The sequence below is a fragment of the Acinetobacter sp. ASP199 genome, from assembly GCF_022700675.1.
In the GTDB taxonomy this organism is placed as follows: Bacteria; Pseudomonadota; Gammaproteobacteria; order Pseudomonadales; family Moraxellaceae; genus Acinetobacter.
The window spans coordinates 2,249,871-2,266,513 of sequence record NZ_CP062182.1 but is presented as its reverse complement, the minus strand read 5'-3'; the positions used below and the strand labels follow the sequence as shown (position 1 = coordinate 2,266,513).

Annotated in this window: 18 protein-coding genes; 14 read left to right on the top strand and 4 right to left on the bottom strand. The window is 42.0% G+C overall.

Annotation, left to right across the window (positions count from 1 at the left end; genetic code table 11):
* Positions 1 to 440: 440 nt before the first annotated feature.
* The 6 genes from IHE35_RS10805 to IHE35_RS10780 all read left to right on the top strand — a co-directional run bounded on the left by IHE35_RS10805 (position 441) and on the right by IHE35_RS10780 (position 5,002).
* Positions 441 to 617: a hypothetical protein gene (locus IHE35_RS10805; RefSeq protein WP_004814805.1), complete on the top strand. Its 177-nt coding sequence runs from the start codon at positions 441 to 443 to the stop codon at positions 615 to 617.
* Between the two features lie 294 nt (positions 618 to 911).
* The gene (locus IHE35_RS10800; RefSeq protein ID WP_242787387.1) at positions 912 to 1,433 is read left to right on the top strand and encodes an acyl-CoA thioesterase; all 522 of its coding nucleotides are present in this window, start codon (positions 912 to 914) and stop codon (positions 1,431 to 1,433) included.
* 134 nt (positions 1,434 to 1,567) lie between these two features.
* Positions 1,568 to 2,131, top strand: a complete 564-nt coding sequence (locus IHE35_RS10795) for a TetR/AcrR family transcriptional regulator (RefSeq protein ID WP_242787385.1) — start codon at positions 1,568 to 1,570, stop codon at positions 2,129 to 2,131.
* Between the two features lie 31 nt (positions 2,132 to 2,162).
* On the top strand, positions 2,163 to 3,350 hold the full coding sequence (locus IHE35_RS10790; protein ID WP_242787383.1) for an MFS transporter: 1,188 nt from the start codon (positions 2,163 to 2,165) through the stop codon (positions 3,348 to 3,350).
* Positions 3,351 to 3,363: 13 nt separating this feature from the next.
* Positions 3,364 to 4,257: a LysR substrate-binding domain-containing protein gene (locus tag IHE35_RS10785; protein ID WP_242787381.1), complete on the top strand. Its 894-nt coding sequence runs from the start codon at positions 3,364 to 3,366 to the stop codon at positions 4,255 to 4,257.
* 127 nt (positions 4,258 to 4,384) lie between these two features.
* On the top strand, positions 4,385 to 5,002 hold the full coding sequence (locus IHE35_RS10780) for a glutathione S-transferase family protein (RefSeq protein ID WP_242787379.1): 618 nt from the start codon (positions 4,385 to 4,387) through the stop codon (positions 5,000 to 5,002).
* A gap of 73 nt (positions 5,003 to 5,075) precedes the next feature.
* Here IHE35_RS10780 and IHE35_RS10775 read toward each other — a convergent pair whose 3' ends face one another.
* Complete coding sequence (locus IHE35_RS10775) at positions 5,076 to 6,680, bottom strand: bifunctional 3-(3-hydroxy-phenyl)propionate/3-hydroxycinnamic acid hydroxylase (protein ID WP_242787377.1); 1,605 nt, start codon at positions 6,678 to 6,680, stop codon at positions 5,076 to 5,078.
* Positions 6,681 to 7,046: 366 nt separating this feature from the next.
* Entirely contained in the window at positions 7,047 to 7,283 is a 237-nt protein-coding gene (locus IHE35_RS10770) for a hypothetical protein (protein WP_242787374.1), read from the bottom strand.
* Positions 7,284 to 7,681: 398 nt separating this feature from the next.
* Between IHE35_RS10770 and IHE35_RS10765 the strand changes: the two genes are divergently transcribed.
* The 5 genes from IHE35_RS10765 to IHE35_RS10745 all read left to right on the top strand — a co-directional run bounded on the left by IHE35_RS10765 (position 7,682) and on the right by IHE35_RS10745 (position 12,464).
* Positions 7,682 to 8,704, top strand: a complete 1,023-nt coding sequence (locus tag IHE35_RS10765) for a GTP-binding protein (protein WP_242787372.1) — start codon at positions 7,682 to 7,684, stop codon at positions 8,702 to 8,704.
* Positions 8,705 to 8,785: 81 nt separating this feature from the next.
* On the top strand, positions 8,786 to 9,316 hold the full coding sequence (locus IHE35_RS10760) for a YaeQ family protein (protein ID WP_242787370.1): 531 nt from the start codon (positions 8,786 to 8,788) through the stop codon (positions 9,314 to 9,316).
* Positions 9,317 to 9,403: 87 nt separating this feature from the next.
* Positions 9,404 to 10,027 (top strand): MgtC/SapB family protein, encoded by a 624-nt coding sequence (locus IHE35_RS10755; RefSeq protein ID WP_242787368.1) that lies wholly within the window; start codon positions 9,404 to 9,406, stop codon positions 10,025 to 10,027.
* A gap of 77 nt (positions 10,028 to 10,104) precedes the next feature.
* The gene (locus tag IHE35_RS10750) at positions 10,105 to 10,443 is read left to right on the top strand and encodes an FKBP-type peptidyl-prolyl cis-trans isomerase (RefSeq protein ID WP_242787367.1); all 339 of its coding nucleotides are present in this window, start codon (positions 10,105 to 10,107) and stop codon (positions 10,441 to 10,443) included.
* A 173-nt stretch (positions 10,444 to 10,616) separates the two neighbouring features.
* Positions 10,617 to 12,464: a GGDEF domain-containing protein gene (locus IHE35_RS10745; protein WP_242787366.1), complete on the top strand. Its 1,848-nt coding sequence runs from the start codon at positions 10,617 to 10,619 to the stop codon at positions 12,462 to 12,464.
* Here the strand turns inward: IHE35_RS10745 and IHE35_RS10740 are convergent, their stop codons facing one another.
* Complete coding sequence (locus tag IHE35_RS10740; RefSeq protein ID WP_242787365.1) at positions 12,465 to 12,932, bottom strand: GNAT family N-acetyltransferase; 468 nt, start codon at positions 12,930 to 12,932, stop codon at positions 12,465 to 12,467. It lies immediately after the preceding gene.
* Positions 12,933 to 13,337: 405 nt separating this feature from the next.
* On the opposite strand from IHE35_RS10740, the gene IHE35_RS10735 reads away from it, so the two are divergent.
* From IHE35_RS10735 to IHE35_RS10725, 3 genes are all read left to right on the top strand, one after another.
* Positions 13,338 to 13,826 (top strand): hypothetical protein, encoded by a 489-nt coding sequence (locus IHE35_RS10735; RefSeq protein WP_242787364.1) that lies wholly within the window; start codon positions 13,338 to 13,340, stop codon positions 13,824 to 13,826.
* A 227-nt stretch (positions 13,827 to 14,053) separates the two neighbouring features.
* Positions 14,054 to 14,326 (top strand): hypothetical protein, encoded by a 273-nt coding sequence (locus IHE35_RS10730; RefSeq protein ID WP_242787363.1) that lies wholly within the window; start codon positions 14,054 to 14,056, stop codon positions 14,324 to 14,326.
* 166 nt (positions 14,327 to 14,492) lie between these two features.
* Positions 14,493 to 14,990, top strand: coding sequence for a DUF2505 family protein (locus tag IHE35_RS10725; protein WP_242787361.1), 498 nt, complete (start codon positions 14,493 to 14,495; stop codon positions 14,988 to 14,990).
* Between the two features lie 65 nt (positions 14,991 to 15,055).
* On the opposite strand, the gene IHE35_RS10720 is transcribed toward IHE35_RS10725, so the two are convergent.
* Positions 15,056 to 16,336: an MFS transporter gene (locus IHE35_RS10720; protein ID WP_242787359.1), complete on the bottom strand. Its 1,281-nt coding sequence runs from the start codon at positions 16,334 to 16,336 to the stop codon at positions 15,056 to 15,058.
* Between the last annotated feature and the right edge of the window lie 307 nt (positions 16,337 to 16,643).

Genomic DNA, 16,643 nt, shown 5'->3' with positions numbered 1-16,643 from the left:
TAATCACTACAAAGGGAATCCCCTCTCCTTGTAGGAGACTTGCGGAGCATGCTCCTCAGGGAGAGGTTTTTTTAGAAGAAATCCCCTCATCCTAACCTTCTCCCAGAAGGAGAAGGAACTTTCAATATCCATTTAAACATGAATATAACGATCATTTTTTGATTTATGAAAGAGATCTAATAAAAATTACTTATAAGAAAATGTCGATCTATGGAAAATATTAAGTAAGTGTTATTAAGTATATATTAATAAAAAATAACCAGTTCTGAAAATATAAACTACTGAAATTTCTATAATTAATAGAATTAATAGATTGTAAAATTGTATATTTTTAAAATTTTATATGGTTATTTATATACTTAAGTTTATCAATTGTTTGAAAATTCAATGAGTCATGTCAGAATGCAGTTGATGAAAACAAACAAGATCTAGGGTGACATATGAATAATCTTGAAGTTGGGCAGCAGGTCAAACTGGCTCAGTTTGAACAATACATCTTTAAAGTGACTGCTACACATCAGGATGGCACCTATACTGTGGAAACCCAGCTTGATGGTCAGCAGGTATTGAGTTATCAAAATGTCGCTCAGGAAATGTTAAGACTGAGTGCCGATTAACAGACCATGAAGAATTTATCCATGTTGAGTGATGAAAACAGCATGGATAAATTTTCAATTTAATCTATATGCTGATTATTCATCATGAAAATAATTAATGATAAGTGATCTTCTGGAATGCAGATTTATCAGAATATAATTTGATCTTCCTCTATTATATTTATTTCTGTATGAAATCATTTTTCATATAAATAATAATGATGGATTTTTTGCCGAATAGAACATTTAATTAGCATTAAAAACGATATAATAATGTGTTTATATCATTGTCATTCAAAGAGTTCAAAGAAAGCGATGGCCCCATTAGATCAAATTGCAGCAGCTTCAGACGATCAGTCAGAATTAACAATGACCGTTCTCATGACGCCAGACATGGCGAATTTTTCAGGAAATGTCCATGGTGGTACCATTCTGAAATTGCTGGATCAGGTTGCTTATGCCTGTGCGAGCCGCTATTCAGGCAGTTATGTGGTGACGCTGTCCGTGGATAAAGTGAATTTTAAAGAACCAATTCACGTGGGTGAACTGGTGACTTTCCTGGCGAGTGTGAACCATGTAGGCCGTACTTCAATGGAAATCGGGATTCGTGTAGAAGCACAGAATATCCAGAAACGTACAGTGCGTCATACCAATAGCTGCTACTTCACTATGGTCGCGGTCGATGAAAATGGTAAACCACAGCATATTCCGCCACTGAATCTTGATAATGACTGGAAACGTTGCCGTTTTGAAGCAGCTGAACAGCGCAAGATTGCTCGACTGCAAGAAAATCATCATCCTTCTTGCAGTATTTATAAGAAAACAGCACACAGCTAATTGCTATAAAGTGAAAAAAAGACCTCCAAAAATGGAGGTCTTTTTTTTGCCTATGTTTTTCATACAGGCTGGTCATAACGATATAAATCATCTAATATGAAACGATACGTTTCGTTTCGATTTTAAAAGATTATATGATATTGGAAGAAAAAAGCTCACGTCGACAGGAATGTATTCTGCAAGCCGTGGCAGAAGCACTGACTGAACATGAATATCATCAGCTCACCATTGAGGATGTCGCTGCACGGGCAGGGGTGGGTAAATCCACTATTTACCGTTGGTGGAAGCATAAGTCTGAACTGGTTCTGGATACCTTCAGAGCACATACCGCGTCTATTTTTGATCTAGACTTTTCCAACTCTTTGGAAGATAACCTGGTACAGCAATTAATACGGCTATCTCAGGCACTGAATCATCCGGTTGGACGTGCCTTGCTGGTGGTGATGGCCAATCATCGTGAACTTGCAGGGGAGTTTTTCACCCAATATCTGCTACCGCGTCGAAAACAAATGCGAAGCTTGATCCAGCAAGCGATTGAGCGTGGAGAAATCCGTGCGGACTATAATTTTGAATTGATGCTGGACGGTCTGTACGGACCGATTCATTACCAGATTATCTTTTTTAACAAGATGCCGGATGAGAGTTATATCCGCGCACTCGTTGCACTGATACTCCAGCCTGCAAGACCTCAGGCCTGATTTTAGAATTTTCTGTATATAGTTGGTTTTTATGTCTAGCACGACAGCTCCCTTATGGAATCGCTCATTTATTCTATGTGTACTGAATAATTTATTTCTGTTTACCTATTATTTTGCCCTGATCGCGATTTTGCCAATCTACATCACCACAGATCTGGGTGGAACGGTGAAAGAAGCGGGCTTGGCGCTGACCTTATTTTTGGTGTCTTCTATTGCCATTCGCCCTTTTTCAGGTTTGATTATTGAGAAATTGGGTAAGAAACTGGCGATGCGTGGGGCAGGACTCTTATTTGCGCTGTTTGCCTTTAGTTATCTGCTGATTGATAGCATGAGCTCACTACTGATCGTGCGTTTTCTGCATGGCATCTGGTTCAGTATTTTGACTACGGTGACCGTACCGGTGGCCAATGACTTTATTCCGGATCAGCGTAAAGGGGAAGGTATGGGTTATTTCGTCATGTCGACCAATCTGGGCGTAGTATTTGGTCCGCTGATTGCCTTAACTACGATTCAGTTCACCAGCTTTCAGATGTTGTTTGGTATTCTCGCCGTCCTGATCAGTTTGGGTTTGATCTTCAGTTTAATCTTGAATATTAGAGAGCTGCCTCAGCCTAAAATAAAAACTACAGAAAAATCACGATTAAGCTTGCAGGATATCATCGAAACCAAAGTCCTGGCTGTGAGCTTTGTGGCATTACTTACTGCATTTGCTTATTCCAGCGTTACCAGCTTTATCACGGTCTTCGCAGAAACCAAGCAGCTGTTGGCCTATGTCAGCCTGTTCTTTATTGTTTTTGCCTTCTCCATGTTGTTGGTGCGTCCCTGGGTAGGTAAGTTCTATGACAGTAAAGGTCCAGACGCCGTAATCTATCCCTCATTGATCTTTTTTGCCTTAGGTCTGGTGCTGGTTACTTTAGTCCATAATCAATGGATGTTGTGGCTCTCAGCTGTATTCATTGGGATTGGTTATGGATCACTTTTTCCCTGCCTGCAAACTCTGGCGATTCAAGCGGTGGAGAAACAGCGTATGGGACATGCCATCTCCACTTTCTTTACCTTGTTTGATCTTGGATTAGCAGTTGGATCTGTAATGATGGGGATCTTTATAGCGCAGTGGGGCTATGAAACCACGTATATGCTGTGTGCAATGATCGTGATATTGACCCTGCTGGTCTATCGATACACCGTATCCAAGAAACGGACCAAAGCAGCGGTATAACAGGGATAAGAACATGGAACTTAGACATTTACGTTATTTTTGTATGGTCGCACGCGAGCTGAACTTTACCCGTGCAGCGGAAAAGTTAAATACAGTGCAGCCTTCTCTCAGCCAGCAGATCAAAGATCTGGAACATGAAGTTGGGGTCAAGCTACTAGAGCGTTCTAACCGTAAAGTCGAGCTGACCGAAGCAGGGGCGGTATTTCTCAAAGAAGCCTTACTGAGTCTGGCACATGCTGAACGGGCGATCCAGCTGGCTCGCCAGGTTGCAGAAGTTGAAAAAGAGCATCTGGATATTGGCTTTGTGCCCGTAGCGGAAATGAAGATTTTCCCTTACATCATGCCGAATATCCGCGCGCATTTTCCGAATTTAAAGGCCCAGTTTCATAGCCTCACCGATGCAGAACAATTTTCCTGGTTGCGTCAGGGCATGATTGATATCGCTTTTACCCGTTATCCAGATCCTTCAGCAGAATTTGAATCGATCAAGATTTTTGATGAACCATTAACCTTGATCGTGCCGCGCGACGCTGATGTAGTCGATATGCCAGCCTTAAGCATCAAGAATTTTGCAGGGCGTAATTTCGTGATCAGTGATGAACAGGCTTCACCTCAGCTGTTTAATATCATCCACGAATTCCTGAATAAAGCCGGTATTAAGGTCAATGTGGTACAGCATTCCACCAATATTTTGCTGAATGTGAATCTGGTCGGTATGGGAGTAGGCTGGAGTTTGGTGCCGGCTTATGTCATTCCTTTACTGGGTGAAAATATCGTGGTGAAAAAGACCATTGAACCGCTCCCGATGATTGGCTTGTATGCGACTTATCGCAAGGATCAGAAACATGAGGTGATTAACCTGATCCTGAAAGTGCTAAAAGAAAAATTCTGCCTGGATTTATTTTAATTTAAGAGAAGGAATATAGAGGGGAGACACATTGGCCTGGATGAAATGATTGGTAGCACATCCTTACAAGTCTTGCTCTAAAAGAGCGCTATAGTCAGGGAATAATATAAACAATAGGTTCACGATTATGATGACCTTATATAATAATCCGCAGTCTCGCGGCCTGACTTTGTTGCCCTTGCTGAAAGAGCTGGGGATTGAAAATCAGCTTGAGCAGGTTGAAATTCCTTATACTGAGATGCATCAGCCAGCTTATGAGCAGATTAATCCCATGGGCAAGGTTCCTTGTCTGGTTGATGACGATATTGTCATTTCAGAAATGGCAGCAATTTATGTCTATCTGGCAGATAAATATCGGGAGAAAGGTCTGGCACCTGCACTAGATGATCCTAAACGCGGGGCTTATCTGAAATGGATTTTCTTCTGCCATGGTCCTTTGACTGAATATATTGATATTAAAAACCTCAAGGTGCCTCAGACAGAGATTGAAAAGAATTGCAGAAGTCTGAGCTTTGGTCATGAAGCCTCTGTCTTTAGTTTCCTTAAGCAGGGGATACAGAAAGCCAAGCCGTATTTACTCGGTGAGCAATGTTCGGCAGCAGATTTATATGTGGCGTATTGTTTGATCTTTGCCATTTCCTCCAAAATATTACCGTCATTTGAAGAGTTCACGCCTTTTTTACAACAGATGGCGCGCCGTGATTCACTTAAAGATATTCCATGGTTTCAGCAATACCGTACTTAGCTGAAACCTTTACTGATTGTCATGCATAAATAAAAAACCACGCCGTAGCGTGGTTTTTTTTGAATCAGGTCAATTATTTAACATGCAGCTTGTTAAATAGTGCTTTGCTTGTGCTTTCAATAGATTGTGGAATCGCCAAGGCTGCAACGAAACGGTCTGGACGCAGGATGACGATAGAATCCTGGGTCTTGCCGAACCAGGTGCGGATATCAGTACCGATGTCACCAATGGTGATCACATCTTCATATTGCTTGCGCTGTTGGTTAGACAGCTGAACCGCAGGAATGACCTGAATAAATTTCACGCCAAGTTTTTTCCATTGCTGCATCGATTCCTTGCTTAAGCCCCATTTCGGATCTACACCCCAGGCAATGATGGCAAAGTCATTGCCAATCACTTCATCCAGTAACACCGTTTCACCAGATTCCAGTTGGACCTGTGGCTGAATGAACATTTTGCCGACTGGAGAATCTTTCTGGGCATTTGCCAATAGTGCACCATCATGATATTTCGGCATTGGCTTAAAACGCATTTCTAGCAGGTACTGCTTGATTGGCTTGATATAGTTCAATGCATAAGCAATACCATCACGCACAAAACCTTGCCATTTTTTCGGTGGTGCAAGAACGTGGCCTGCCATGACTGAAAGATCGATCATTGCTTTGGCATGATCCTTACGTTCTACCTGGTAAGAATCCAGCAATTCATGGCTCGCTTTACCTTGGATGACCAGTGCAACTTTCCAGGCCAGGTTAAAGGCATCCCGCATACCGCTGTTATAGCCTTGACCTTGCCATACTGGCATGATGTGCGCAGCATCGCCTGCAAGCAGAATACGGTCAGCACGGAATTTGTCCGCTATACGCGCATTATGGGTATAAACACGCTGACGGATAACTTCAATACCATCAGTATTTGGCAGGACTTTAGACAGCAGTTTGGCAATATTTTCTGGTTTGCTGAGTTCTTCCTGAGTTTCACCTGGCATGACCATGAATTCGAAACGACGGATACCGTGAGGTAGGGCAGCCGATACATACGGACGTACCGGGTCGCAGCACAGGTAAATATGCGGGGTTGCCAATGGGTCATTGTCGATATCAATCACGATCCACTGGTTTGGCGCAGTTTCACCCTCAAATGGAATGTTTAAAGTACGACGCACATAGGAGTTACCGCCATCACATGCAATGAGGTATTGTGCGCGTACAACTTCCGAGCCACCATCTTTGCTCTGAACATTCAACGTCACACCGTCAGCATCCTGGCTAAAATGAGTCAGGTGACGAGAGAACAGCACTTCAGTTTTCTTATATTTTTTTAAACCTTGTAGCAGGACATTGTCTACCTGTGGCTGAATAAATGCATTACGACGAGAGAAGCCAAATTCACGGGTCAGTGGCTGAATATCCGCAAAACAACGACCTTTTGGAGTCAGAAAACGCATCGCATGGTTGGGTGTGGTATGCGGAAGAACCTGATCTACCAGACCCAAAGATTGAATCGTACGCAATGATTCATCATCAATACCAATTGCACGAGGGTAGTCAATCAGGCTGTCAAGCTGTTCAACTACAGTGACCTGTACACCCTGTTTGCTCAGGTAGTTGGCAATCGTCAGACCTACCGGACCTGCACCCAAAATGGCTACTTCAGTTGTGTAATTTGCATTGCTCATCGCAAGGTTCCTTGAATCCGTCCAGAATTAAGTTGATTAAGGGCTAAACCCAAGGTCTAAACAAGCTATGCCATAGTCGGTGTTGCATAGTTATAATGCATGATTAAAAAAAGATATAAATTTTTATATATTTGAAAAATAATAACTTTATAAAATAATTCCCATAGTCAGGAATGATTTAATCATCATTATTTATTATAGTGAAATTCAGAAATAAAATAGAAAAATGGCTGAATGCAGAGATCTGCAATCAGCCATTTGAGGTTCCTGTAGAGTATGGATCATCAATCCACTGGAGAGTTACCCAACAGGAGTTATGAGTACCCGGATGAATGGGGACTCATTATTGATAAAAGCAGAACTGCATTATTGTGCAGTTGAAGCTTTTGGTGTTTTGGTTGCAGGTTCTGCAGCTGCTTCAGAAGCTGGTTGTTCTGCAGTCGCCGGAGCAGTTGCAGCTTGAGTTTCAGGAAGCTCCTGAGTACTCACGACAACTTTTTCTTCTTCAGTTGTGGTTTTGCTATCTGTAGTTTTAGTTGCTGCGAAGCTAGTTGCCGCTGCTGCGCTTAGTGTAGTTGCAAGTAGAATTTGAGCATAGTTCATGTTTGGCATCCTTATAGGTTTTATTCACAAGTAATTTATTGCGTTGACCATCACATCAAGGCAACAGGGGCTTATGCTAGGTGCTGAAAATTTGTGACGCAATTGATTTAACAGAAGCTATAGAACAACGTATACGCGCAATATACAAAACTCTGATTTATGTTTTATTTTGGTTAAATTGAGCGCTTGGACATCAATTAAAATGTATTAAAAAATTTCATAAATGATCAAATTTTAAGCTGGTGTAAGTCTTTACTTTCGTTAAAAAGTAGCAAAAACTGATAGAGCTGAAGTTTTGAAAAACTTACTCATCAAGCCGATAAATTAACTCCCTGAAAGCCAAATGGCATTGTTATAATGTATCAATTCTTTGATTTTCATTTCTATGTGAGCCCGCCTTGAAACTCCTTTCGCCTTCATCTGCAGTACCCGTGCATATTATTTCCGGTTTTTTAGGTGCAGGAAAAACCACATTGCTCAAGCATTTGCTCAGTCAAAAGCCGGAGAATGAAGTCTGGGCAGTATTGATGAACGAGTTCGGTCAGATTGGCGTGGATCAAGCGCTATTACCACAAGATGAAGGCTACGCAGTCAAAGAGCTATTGGGTGGCTGTTTATGCTGTAGCAGTCAGTTGCCGATGCAGATCGCCTTGTCGCGATTATTGTCCGAATCCAAGCCAGATCGACTGTTTATTGAGCCGACCGGGTTGGGACATCCAGCGCAACTGTTAGAGCAACTCACAGAACCGCACTGGCAGACCCATCTGAAGATGCAGGCCTTGATTACTGTCGTCGATGGTTCGCGTTTGCATGATCAGGCCTGGATGACCCAGAACCTGTATGCTGATCAGCTTAAAGCTGCACATATTGTCATTGTCTCGCATACAGATTCGATGACGACAGAAGATCAGGAGAGTTTGAAACAGCTACAGCAGGAATATCAGGCTTATGGCCAAACCTGGCTGCTTGGTGCAAATGGTCAGATCGATATTGAACAGCTCAAGCAGGACTACGTGGGTGCTGTTCGTCAGATTCAGCCTTTGTTAAAACAGCAGCGTTCTCTTCGAGCAGATGAGATTGCAGTGAAAGTTCAGCAGCTGCCTTACCATTATGTGGAATCTGCACAAGGTTATGCAGTGGCGGGCTGGAAGTTGCCAAAACGCTGGCAGTTTGATTTTTATGATCTGCTGGATTTGCTCTGTGAACAGCAGGACTGGCTACGCATCAAAGGGATTTTCAACACCAATCAGGGCTGGAAAAGTTTTAACTTTAATCCGGATCAGTTTAATTATCAGTCTGCAGAAGAAGGTATTGATAACCGGATCGAGATTATCTATCAGAGTGAACGCGATTGGCTGAATTTTGAAACTGTGCTGATGCAATGCCGTATTGATACTGAAGCAGGAGATTCTGCTGGCTAAATTTTCTGGCATTGCTGTAAATCTGTTCAGCAAAATCAATGCAAATCTTATATGCTAGGCGCCAAATTTGAGGATTGTGTTATGGCGCTTAAAGCAACGATTTACAAGGCTGACCTGAATATTGCCGATATGGATACCCATCGTTATGAAGACTATCAGTTGACGATGGCATTGCATCCTTCGGAAACCATTGAACGTCTGATGGTGCGTGTTTTGGCTTATGCACGTTTTGCTGGTGAAGCGCTTGAATTTACCAAAGACCTGTTTGAGACTGATGAGCCGGCCCTCTGGGAGAAAGATCTGACCGGTCAACTGATACAGTGGATCGAAGTTGGTTTACCTGATGAAGACAAGGTCAAAAAGGCAAGTGCACGTTGCAAAAAAGTTGCAGTAGTAGCGTATGGTACTTCTGTCGATGAATGGTACAAACGCAATTCCAAACTGAAAACCCTATCCAATGTAGAAGTCTGGAAGCTATCTCCGACCAGTACTGAAGCCGTACAACAACTGTGTGAACGTACTATGCAGCTGCAGCTAAACATCATGGACGGTGAATGGACGCTGATTGGCGATCAGGCACAGGCTGTGATTGAGTGGGAACAGTTACAATAAGAACTCACAAGGATGCAAGTCTCGACTTGTATCCTCATCCCAAAATTTCGTATACCTGGAGAGTCAAATAAGTTCCAGGGACGAAGCATGGATCATGAACTTTATGATTTGCTATTAGCAGTCGTGATTGGTGCAATTATTGGGGCAGAACGGGAATATCACAGTAAATCTGCCGGACTGCGGACTATGATCATGGTCAGTCTGAGTTCCTGTCTATTTACCATTATTTCCTTAAAAATCGGCGTAGCCAATCCAGACCGCCTGGCGGCCAATGTCTTAACCGGCCTGGGTTTTCTGGGAGCCGGAGTAATTTTAAAAGATGATAACCGGATTTCTGGTATTACCACTGCAACCACGATCTGGATGACAGCTGCACTGGGCATGGCAGTCGGTGCGGGCTATGAGCTGTTAAGTGTCTGGGCAACGGTGATCGTGCTGATGGTACTGGTACTATTGGTTTATGTACAACGTGCCATCGAACATCTGAATCAAGAACGCAACTATGAGATAGTCTGTCCTTTTGAGCAGCATGAGCCGGATCATTATGAAAAACTGTTTAAACAATACAAATTAAAAGTGATTCATTCCAGCCAGCAAAAAATCGACCAGCGAATAACAGGTCGCTGGATCCTGATGGGATCTGCTAAAAATCACCAGAAATTAACCCATTATTTATTACAGGATAACAAGATTCAGGAACTCAGCTTTTGACCCATTAAATCTAAAGCCTGAGGAATTTGGCTTAATCCTGTTTATACTACTGCTATTTGCAAGAAAGGATATTGGCGATGACCAAAGAACTAGAAATCATTGACCTGGTGGTTGGTGAAGGTAAAGAAGCAGTAAAAGGTGCCTTGATTACCACCCATTACACAGGCTGGCTGGAAGATGGAACCAAGTTTGATTCATCACTGGATCGTGGCAAGTATTTTGAAACGGTGATCGGTACTGGTCGTGTGATTAAAGGCTGGGACCAAGGCATCATCGGCATGAAAGTGGGCGGCAAGCGTAAACTGATCGTACCTGCTCACCTGGCTTATGGTGAACGTAAAATGGGCAATATTATCCCGGCGAATTCAAACCTGATTTTTGAAATCGAACTGTATGACGTTAAAACACGTGACTGATATTGTATGATTTTCTGAACAGTACCATATTTCACGAATTTAGAAGCAGGATAGCTCGTCGGTTATCCTGCTTTTTTATATGAAAAATTATTGGCAATATCCAACATTCCACGTACATTAGAACCGAGAACAATATCTACAGGATGACCTTCTTGCACAGGTTTAAGGGGATTATGCTGATATTGGCATCATGGTTGATGCTGATATGTTTGAGTGGGGCTACACAGATCGTGTGGGCCCAATATGATGCTGCCCCAGAATCTTATTTCCTTGCCCATCAGGATGAGGTCACCGAACTAAAATTTAATGAAGATAGTACTACCTCGCTGCAAGGCAAATGGCTGTTCTATCCACGTCAGTTCATTGAGCAGCCAGATCCTGAACTTGAATCACAAGTAGTTGAGCTTCCCGCTTCATTCAAGAGCTTCACCGGAACCAATGCCACCTATGGCACTTTTATTAGTCATTTTAAAATTCCACAAAAATTTATTGGACACCGTCTAGCGCTTCAGATTCCGAGTCAGTATGGTGCTTATAGCATATATCTGAATGGGGATATCTTGCTGCGGCTTGGTGAAATCAGTAAAACCCCGGCCGGACAGGTGACTGAAAAGGCGCCTAAGATCGCATCTTTTGTGCCGCAGAGTGAGTACTTCACCTTAAGTATTCAGGTTTCCAACTATACTCATTTGCATGGTGGACTGGAAAAGCCTCTGAAAATTGGCCCTTCTACGACCATTAACCGACAGTTTATGCTGCACATGCTGAGTATTGCTTTGGTCTGTGGCACCGTGCTGGGGGTAGGGCTATTTACCATTTTATTTTCCATGTTTCGCGGATCTGTGGAGCGCAATAGCCGCAGTATATTTATTTTTGGCTTATTTATTATTTTTTTGGCCCTGCATAATCTGTTTTCTCCGCCGCATCCATATGCCATTGTAAGTAAAATCAGTTGGCTATGGGGGGCGCGTCTAGAATATCTGTTCACTTTTCTGGCGATCTTATTCTTCCTGAGCTACATGCACCTGTTTAAGTCACGTTATATCCAACGTTCAGTTTATTACGTAGCTGCGGGATTACTGATTTTTAATATCGCAGTAACATTGTTCAGCACACCGGAAGTTTTTGAGCGTCTAGCTTTGTATAGTGCTATCTATGGTCTGGTGATACTGGGTAATTTCATTTATGGGTTTTATGTGACACTTTCTCAAGGAGATGAATATTCGTCCACTAACCTGTTTGCCATCATTTTTCTGTGCCTGACCTTTCTCAATGATTATCTGGTATTACTGAATGTGATTGAGAGCGTGCATCTGTCATTTATTTCGACCAGTCTGTATGCCTTGATCATTATGTTTCAGCAATCTCGTAATTATGCTCATCAAACCTACTATACCGAGCGACTGAATAATAAGTTAATGGCCTTGAACAGTTCGCTGGATCAGAAAGTTCGGGAAAGAACAGAACAGTTACATGAGCTGAATACCAAACTGCAATATCAGATTAAGGTCGATGCATTGACTGGCGCATATAACCGGCGTGCCTTAAATGAAGAAATCCAGCACCTGTTTAATGAAAGCATTCAACACCCTGAACAGACCTTATCCTTTGCAATGATCGATGTGGACTATTTTAAAAAATATAATGACTACTATGGTCACTTAAAAGGCGATGAAGTACTGCAACGGCTGGTTCAGGTGATTCAGCAGGTTCTGCCTGAACAGGGATATCTGGCGCGTTATGGAGGGGAAGAATTCGCAATTCTGTTACATGATATACCGATTGCTGAAGCCGAGGAAATTTTTGAAATCGTATTAATTGCAGTGCGTGCAGAACAGCTAGAACATGATAACCGCGAGGATGATAAAGATTATGTCACTGTGAGTATAGGGGTTGCCTATATGGATGCCCATCATCCTTATGCAGATATTCATGCACTGATGAAAACAGCAGACCAGCATCTGTATGCAGCCAAGCTGGCAGGTAGAGATCAAATCAAATGCAGTGCTGTTGCAGCCTGATCAGAACTGAGAATATGTGCTGGAAGATAACGCTTTGAACAGGTGTAATGCAGGTTCATCCTGCATCTGTAGAGAAGTATTCTGAAAACCAAGTTTAGTATAATAGGGTAACGCAGTTCGTGTGGTTTCAATTTCAAGGCGGTCAATTTTTTTAGGCGTCATAAAATCCAGCATGTAATAAAATAACTGCGTTCCATATCCCATGCGCTGCATACCGCTACTAACATAATGCATGCGGATTTCTCCCTGATCGCTCACCATCAGAAAACCGACCACTCTGTCATGTACGGTATAAACCCAGCAATCGTTATACAGCATTTCCACAATCAGGGTGGAATGGGTAAATGCTTCCAGCCAGGTTTGTATACGGGGTTCCTCACGTTTATGATCCATGACACAGGAGCGAATGCTGTCATGAACTACATGTACAATTTGAGGAATATCCTGAACCTTTCCTTCACGAATCATAAGGCAAATTTAACTAAACTAAATAATAACGAGTGTTTCATTTAGCAGCATCTACAGTATGAATGAAAGTCTGAGATTGTTATATTTTTTGGGAATTTTCCGGCAAAAAAATGCTTTATACAGCGTTTCTGTGGCGCATTTGTGTGGCTTGTTTAAATTGTTAGACAGCGTGTATTGCTTTTTATTTGTATTTTATACCGATACATCTTTGGTCAGGATAAAAAATATCTTATATGTAATTAAGAAAATCCTACTCTAGGAGAAATATAAAGTTTTTGAAATATCTTGAAATGACTAAAGTTGGGTATTTTTCAATCAATATGTTATGGTTTGTAAATGAACTGTAATTGAATAGATCTGTAAGTACAGATTGAAGATAAGAAAAATGAATAAGAGGCTGAGTCTATGTTCAAAGTATTGCTCATTATCTGTAGTTTGTTGGTGGTATATGTTGCCTGGATGATCGCTTTCAAAATCTATAAAGCCCGCTATCATGGTCAGCGCTTAAAGCCTGAAGCAGTGCCGTCTTCCCAAGATCAAACGCCTATTTCTTCCGCACAAAAACCGCATGAACTGACTATGACAGTGGATGCTTATGAGCTAGAACTCTTTGATGATATCGCTAAAATGTTATTCAAACAGCCGGCAATCATTACCGAGCGTGCTCAGGCTGAAAGTTTACAGCAGAAATGGTTGAATCGTATGCCGCTGCAGACCAATAGTGTGATTCGAAAAATGGACTTGGGAGAGTGGTCAATTTACTGGAATTTTTACGGTCAATCTATTGAGTATTATGTGGGACGTTATGGGGTTTTTTATACGCATGTGGACCGGCATGGGGAGGAACATCGATCTGAGCACCGTTTCGAGTCCGATCATGCACATTGTGCCTAATTAAGCCTTGAAATGCGGATGACTGTTCAAGTTTATGTAATTCATTTGCTCTATAACCTTCTTAAAATTTTAATATTCCTCATTCCTAGTTTTTCCTCTCCTGCTGAAGTCAGTGCATATGTTGCATAGAATTGAGGTCTTCAGCCGTATTCCACTGTCCAAATATCCCTATCTGTTATTTACGGGTAGTGAGCATGCTAAAATCTGCTTTTGTCAGGAGCACGACGATGTTGATTGACTTCCGGCAGGCCCAACTGGATCGTTTTGTAGAATTGGCACAGAAAATTCAGGCACAGCCGCAGCAGTATCTCCAGTTTGATTCGGTATCAGATTTTTATAAGGCCAGCTGGCTGGATGATTTTCCTAAAGGTACGATCTGGTATACCTCCGGACTGGATGATGGTGCTGATGAATTTGAAGCTGTCATTTGCTATGCCGAAGCCAGGTTGATCATCAGTAGCGGTGCAGTAATACAAACATGGTTAAAGATGGATAATTGACTTATGTGCCTCAATTTATCTCAACACTGAATAATGACATTGGATCAGAAAGTCAGTTTAATACTGTCGATGTACAGCAAATTTATCTGATCCTGAATTTGGCTTTATAATGAGTTTCTCCAATACCAGCCAAATCCACAATTTAAAAAATAAAAAGGAAAACCACATGGCACATCAATTTACTGTAAAGGCAAACATCAATGGTGTTTCTATTGATGAATTTAAGCGTCTGGTCAGTGATATCAGCATGCACGAAGCGGTCTGTCGTCGTATTCCGGCGCAGAATATGGAGATTTTGGTCTCTGAAAAACAGGGCGAGATTTATACCCTGAAACGTGCATATAACCTGGACGTGAATATTCCAGATATTGCAAAAAAACTGTTACGTGATGCTTTTCGTCTGCAACGTACCGACATCAGTAATCTGGAACATTTAACTTCTACAGTAGAGCTTGGCGCGAACCTGCCAATTGAAGCCACTTGCCAACGTGCAGTAAAAGGCGATGACCGCCAGATTGAGTTTCAACTGGACTGGACCGTAAAAGTAAAAGTACCATTAGTTGGTGGCATGCTAGAAAAACATGCGGAAGGTGAAATTCGTAAATTTAGCCAGATTGAAATTAGCATCATTGAAGATGAAATCCGTAAAAGTCTGACTGCTTAAATAACAAAAAGATTGTAAAAAAAGAGCCCATATTCAGGCTCTTTTTTATAACAAATTTTTATTGATCAGATTGCCGATTTTTCAAATTTACTTCTATACATTAGGGCTGTGAGCAGGGTCACCAGACATACAGTCCAGACATAGTACATTGCACCAATATTACTATACAGGCTGAGCCATTGCACCAGTGGCAAGGTAATCCCGCCGGCAATTGCATACGCCAGATTGTAAGAGAAAGAAATACCGGTAAAGCGAATCTGTGCCGGGAACATTTTCACCATGCTGTAAGATACCATCCCGACTGTACCAGAGCTTAGGCCCAACAGCATATACAGCATGAATACAGTTGATGGTGCGACATGGCCCAGGCTGTTATAAAAGATACCCGCCATAGCCGCAACTAGAAGAGAACCAAATAGAATGACACGGCCAGCACCAAAACGATCGGCCAGTACACCTGCTAGTACACAGCCCACCATCTGCATTACAATCGCAGCGCTTTGCATTTTAAAAGCATCGGCACGTTCAAAGCCAAAGGCACCGACCAGCAGGTTTGGCATCGCTAGAATCAGCACCACTACGCAGCCTGTCAAGAACCAGGTAAATAGCATTCCAATGGTGACAGCGGTTTTATGCTTTGCTAAAACCTGTTTTACCGGTAATTCTTTTGCCAGTTCTTTTTTCGCCTGCATGGCTTTAAATACTGGCGTTTCTTTCAGGTAACTCCGCAGGTACAACGCTACAAAACCAAAGATACCCCCGAGGATAAATGGAATACGCCATGCCCAGTCTTTAATTTCAGCTTCAGAAAACTGTAATGAAATGAAGAGTGACATCAAGGCACCCAGCAGAATCCCAAGAGACAGGCCTGCGGTAAGCACCCCGTTGGCAATCCCGATACGGCGTTCAGGAACATGTTCAGAGACAAAAGTCCAGGCAGCTGGAATTTCACCACCAATAGCAATTCCTTGTAACACACGCATTAACAGCAACATAATTGGCGCTGCATAACCAATGCTTTCAAAGGTCGGTATCACACCGATCATCAGGGTAGGTAGTGCCATTAACAGAATGGATAGGCTAAACAGACGTTTACGTCCAATCAGGTCGCCAAAGTGTGCCATCACTACACCGCCCAATGGACGGAAGAAATAACCCGCAGCAAAAATGCCGTAGGTATTCAACATGGCCCAGAAAGGACTGAGTGTGCTGGGGAAGAACAGCTCTGAAATGAGCTTTGCATAAAATACATAGATGACAAAATCATAAAATTCGAGCGCACCGCCCAGTGATGAAAGTCCAAGCGTACGTTTATCTGCTCGTGTCAGGCGCGGATGTGCATCCATGCTGGAATCCTTAATCCATTGATGGGTATTTGATTGATTTTAAAAGAAGCATTTTTTGTTGAATAATCAATCTTTCTTTTAACAAGATAAACTAAAAGTTATAAAAAAATCTATTTATAAAATGCTTTGGAATAATAAAAGCTGAAATTGAGCACACAAATGAACTATAAGAAATGACTTACTTTTCGTATTTTTTGATATTCTCTGCTGTTAAAGCGCTTAGTTTAAAGATTTTTCAGTGATATAAACTATAAAAATTCTGCTTTAGAACACATTAAAATTGGATTATAAAGAGTAGAGGCATTGT

Excerpts from the sequence above, each read along its gene's own strand:
- IHE35_RS10740 (WP_242787365.1), bottom strand. The coding sequence starts at position 12,932 with ATGATTCGTGAAGGAAAGGTTCAGGATATTCCTCAAATTGTACATGTA.
- IHE35_RS10725 (WP_242787361.1), top strand. The coding sequence starts at position 14,493 with ATGGCACATCAATTTACTGTAAAGGCAAACATCAATGGTGTTTCTATT.
- IHE35_RS10785 (WP_242787381.1), top strand. The coding sequence starts at position 3,364 with ATGGAACTTAGACATTTACGTTATTTTTGTATGGTCGCACGCGAGCTG.
- IHE35_RS10730 (WP_242787363.1), top strand. The coding sequence starts at position 14,054 with ATGTTGATTGACTTCCGGCAGGCCCAACTGGATCGTTTTGTAGAATTG.
- IHE35_RS10790 (WP_242787383.1), top strand. The coding sequence starts at position 2,163 with ATGTCTAGCACGACAGCTCCCTTATGGAATCGCTCATTTATTCTATGT.
- IHE35_RS10775 (WP_242787377.1), bottom strand. The coding sequence starts at position 6,680 with ATGAGCAATGCAAATTACACAACTGAAGTAGCCATTTTGGGTGCAGGT.
- IHE35_RS10750 (WP_242787367.1), top strand. The coding sequence starts at position 10,105 with ATGACCAAAGAACTAGAAATCATTGACCTGGTGGTTGGTGAAGGTAAA.
- IHE35_RS10780 (WP_242787379.1), top strand. The coding sequence starts at position 4,385 with ATGATGACCTTATATAATAATCCGCAGTCTCGCGGCCTGACTTTGTTG.
- IHE35_RS10795 (WP_242787385.1), top strand. The coding sequence starts at position 1,568 with ATGATATTGGAAGAAAAAAGCTCACGTCGACAGGAATGTATTCTGCAA.
- IHE35_RS10770 (WP_242787374.1), bottom strand. The coding sequence starts at position 7,283 with ATGAACTATGCTCAAATTCTACTTGCAACTACACTAAGCGCAGCAGCG.
- IHE35_RS10760 (WP_242787370.1), top strand. The coding sequence starts at position 8,786 with ATGGCGCTTAAAGCAACGATTTACAAGGCTGACCTGAATATTGCCGAT.
- IHE35_RS10755 (WP_242787368.1), top strand. The coding sequence starts at position 9,404 with ATGGATCATGAACTTTATGATTTGCTATTAGCAGTCGTGATTGGTGCA.
- IHE35_RS10745 (WP_242787366.1), top strand. The coding sequence starts at position 10,617 with ATGCTGATATTGGCATCATGGTTGATGCTGATATGTTTGAGTGGGGCT.
- IHE35_RS10735 (WP_242787364.1), top strand. The coding sequence starts at position 13,338 with ATGTTCAAAGTATTGCTCATTATCTGTAGTTTGTTGGTGGTATATGTT.
- IHE35_RS10800 (WP_242787387.1), top strand. The coding sequence starts at position 912 with ATGGCCCCATTAGATCAAATTGCAGCAGCTTCAGACGATCAGTCAGAA.
- IHE35_RS10720 (WP_242787359.1), bottom strand. The coding sequence starts at position 16,336 with ATGGATGCACATCCGCGCCTGACACGAGCAGATAAACGTACGCTTGGA.
- IHE35_RS10805 (WP_004814805.1), top strand. The coding sequence starts at position 441 with ATGAATAATCTTGAAGTTGGGCAGCAGGTCAAACTGGCTCAGTTTGAA.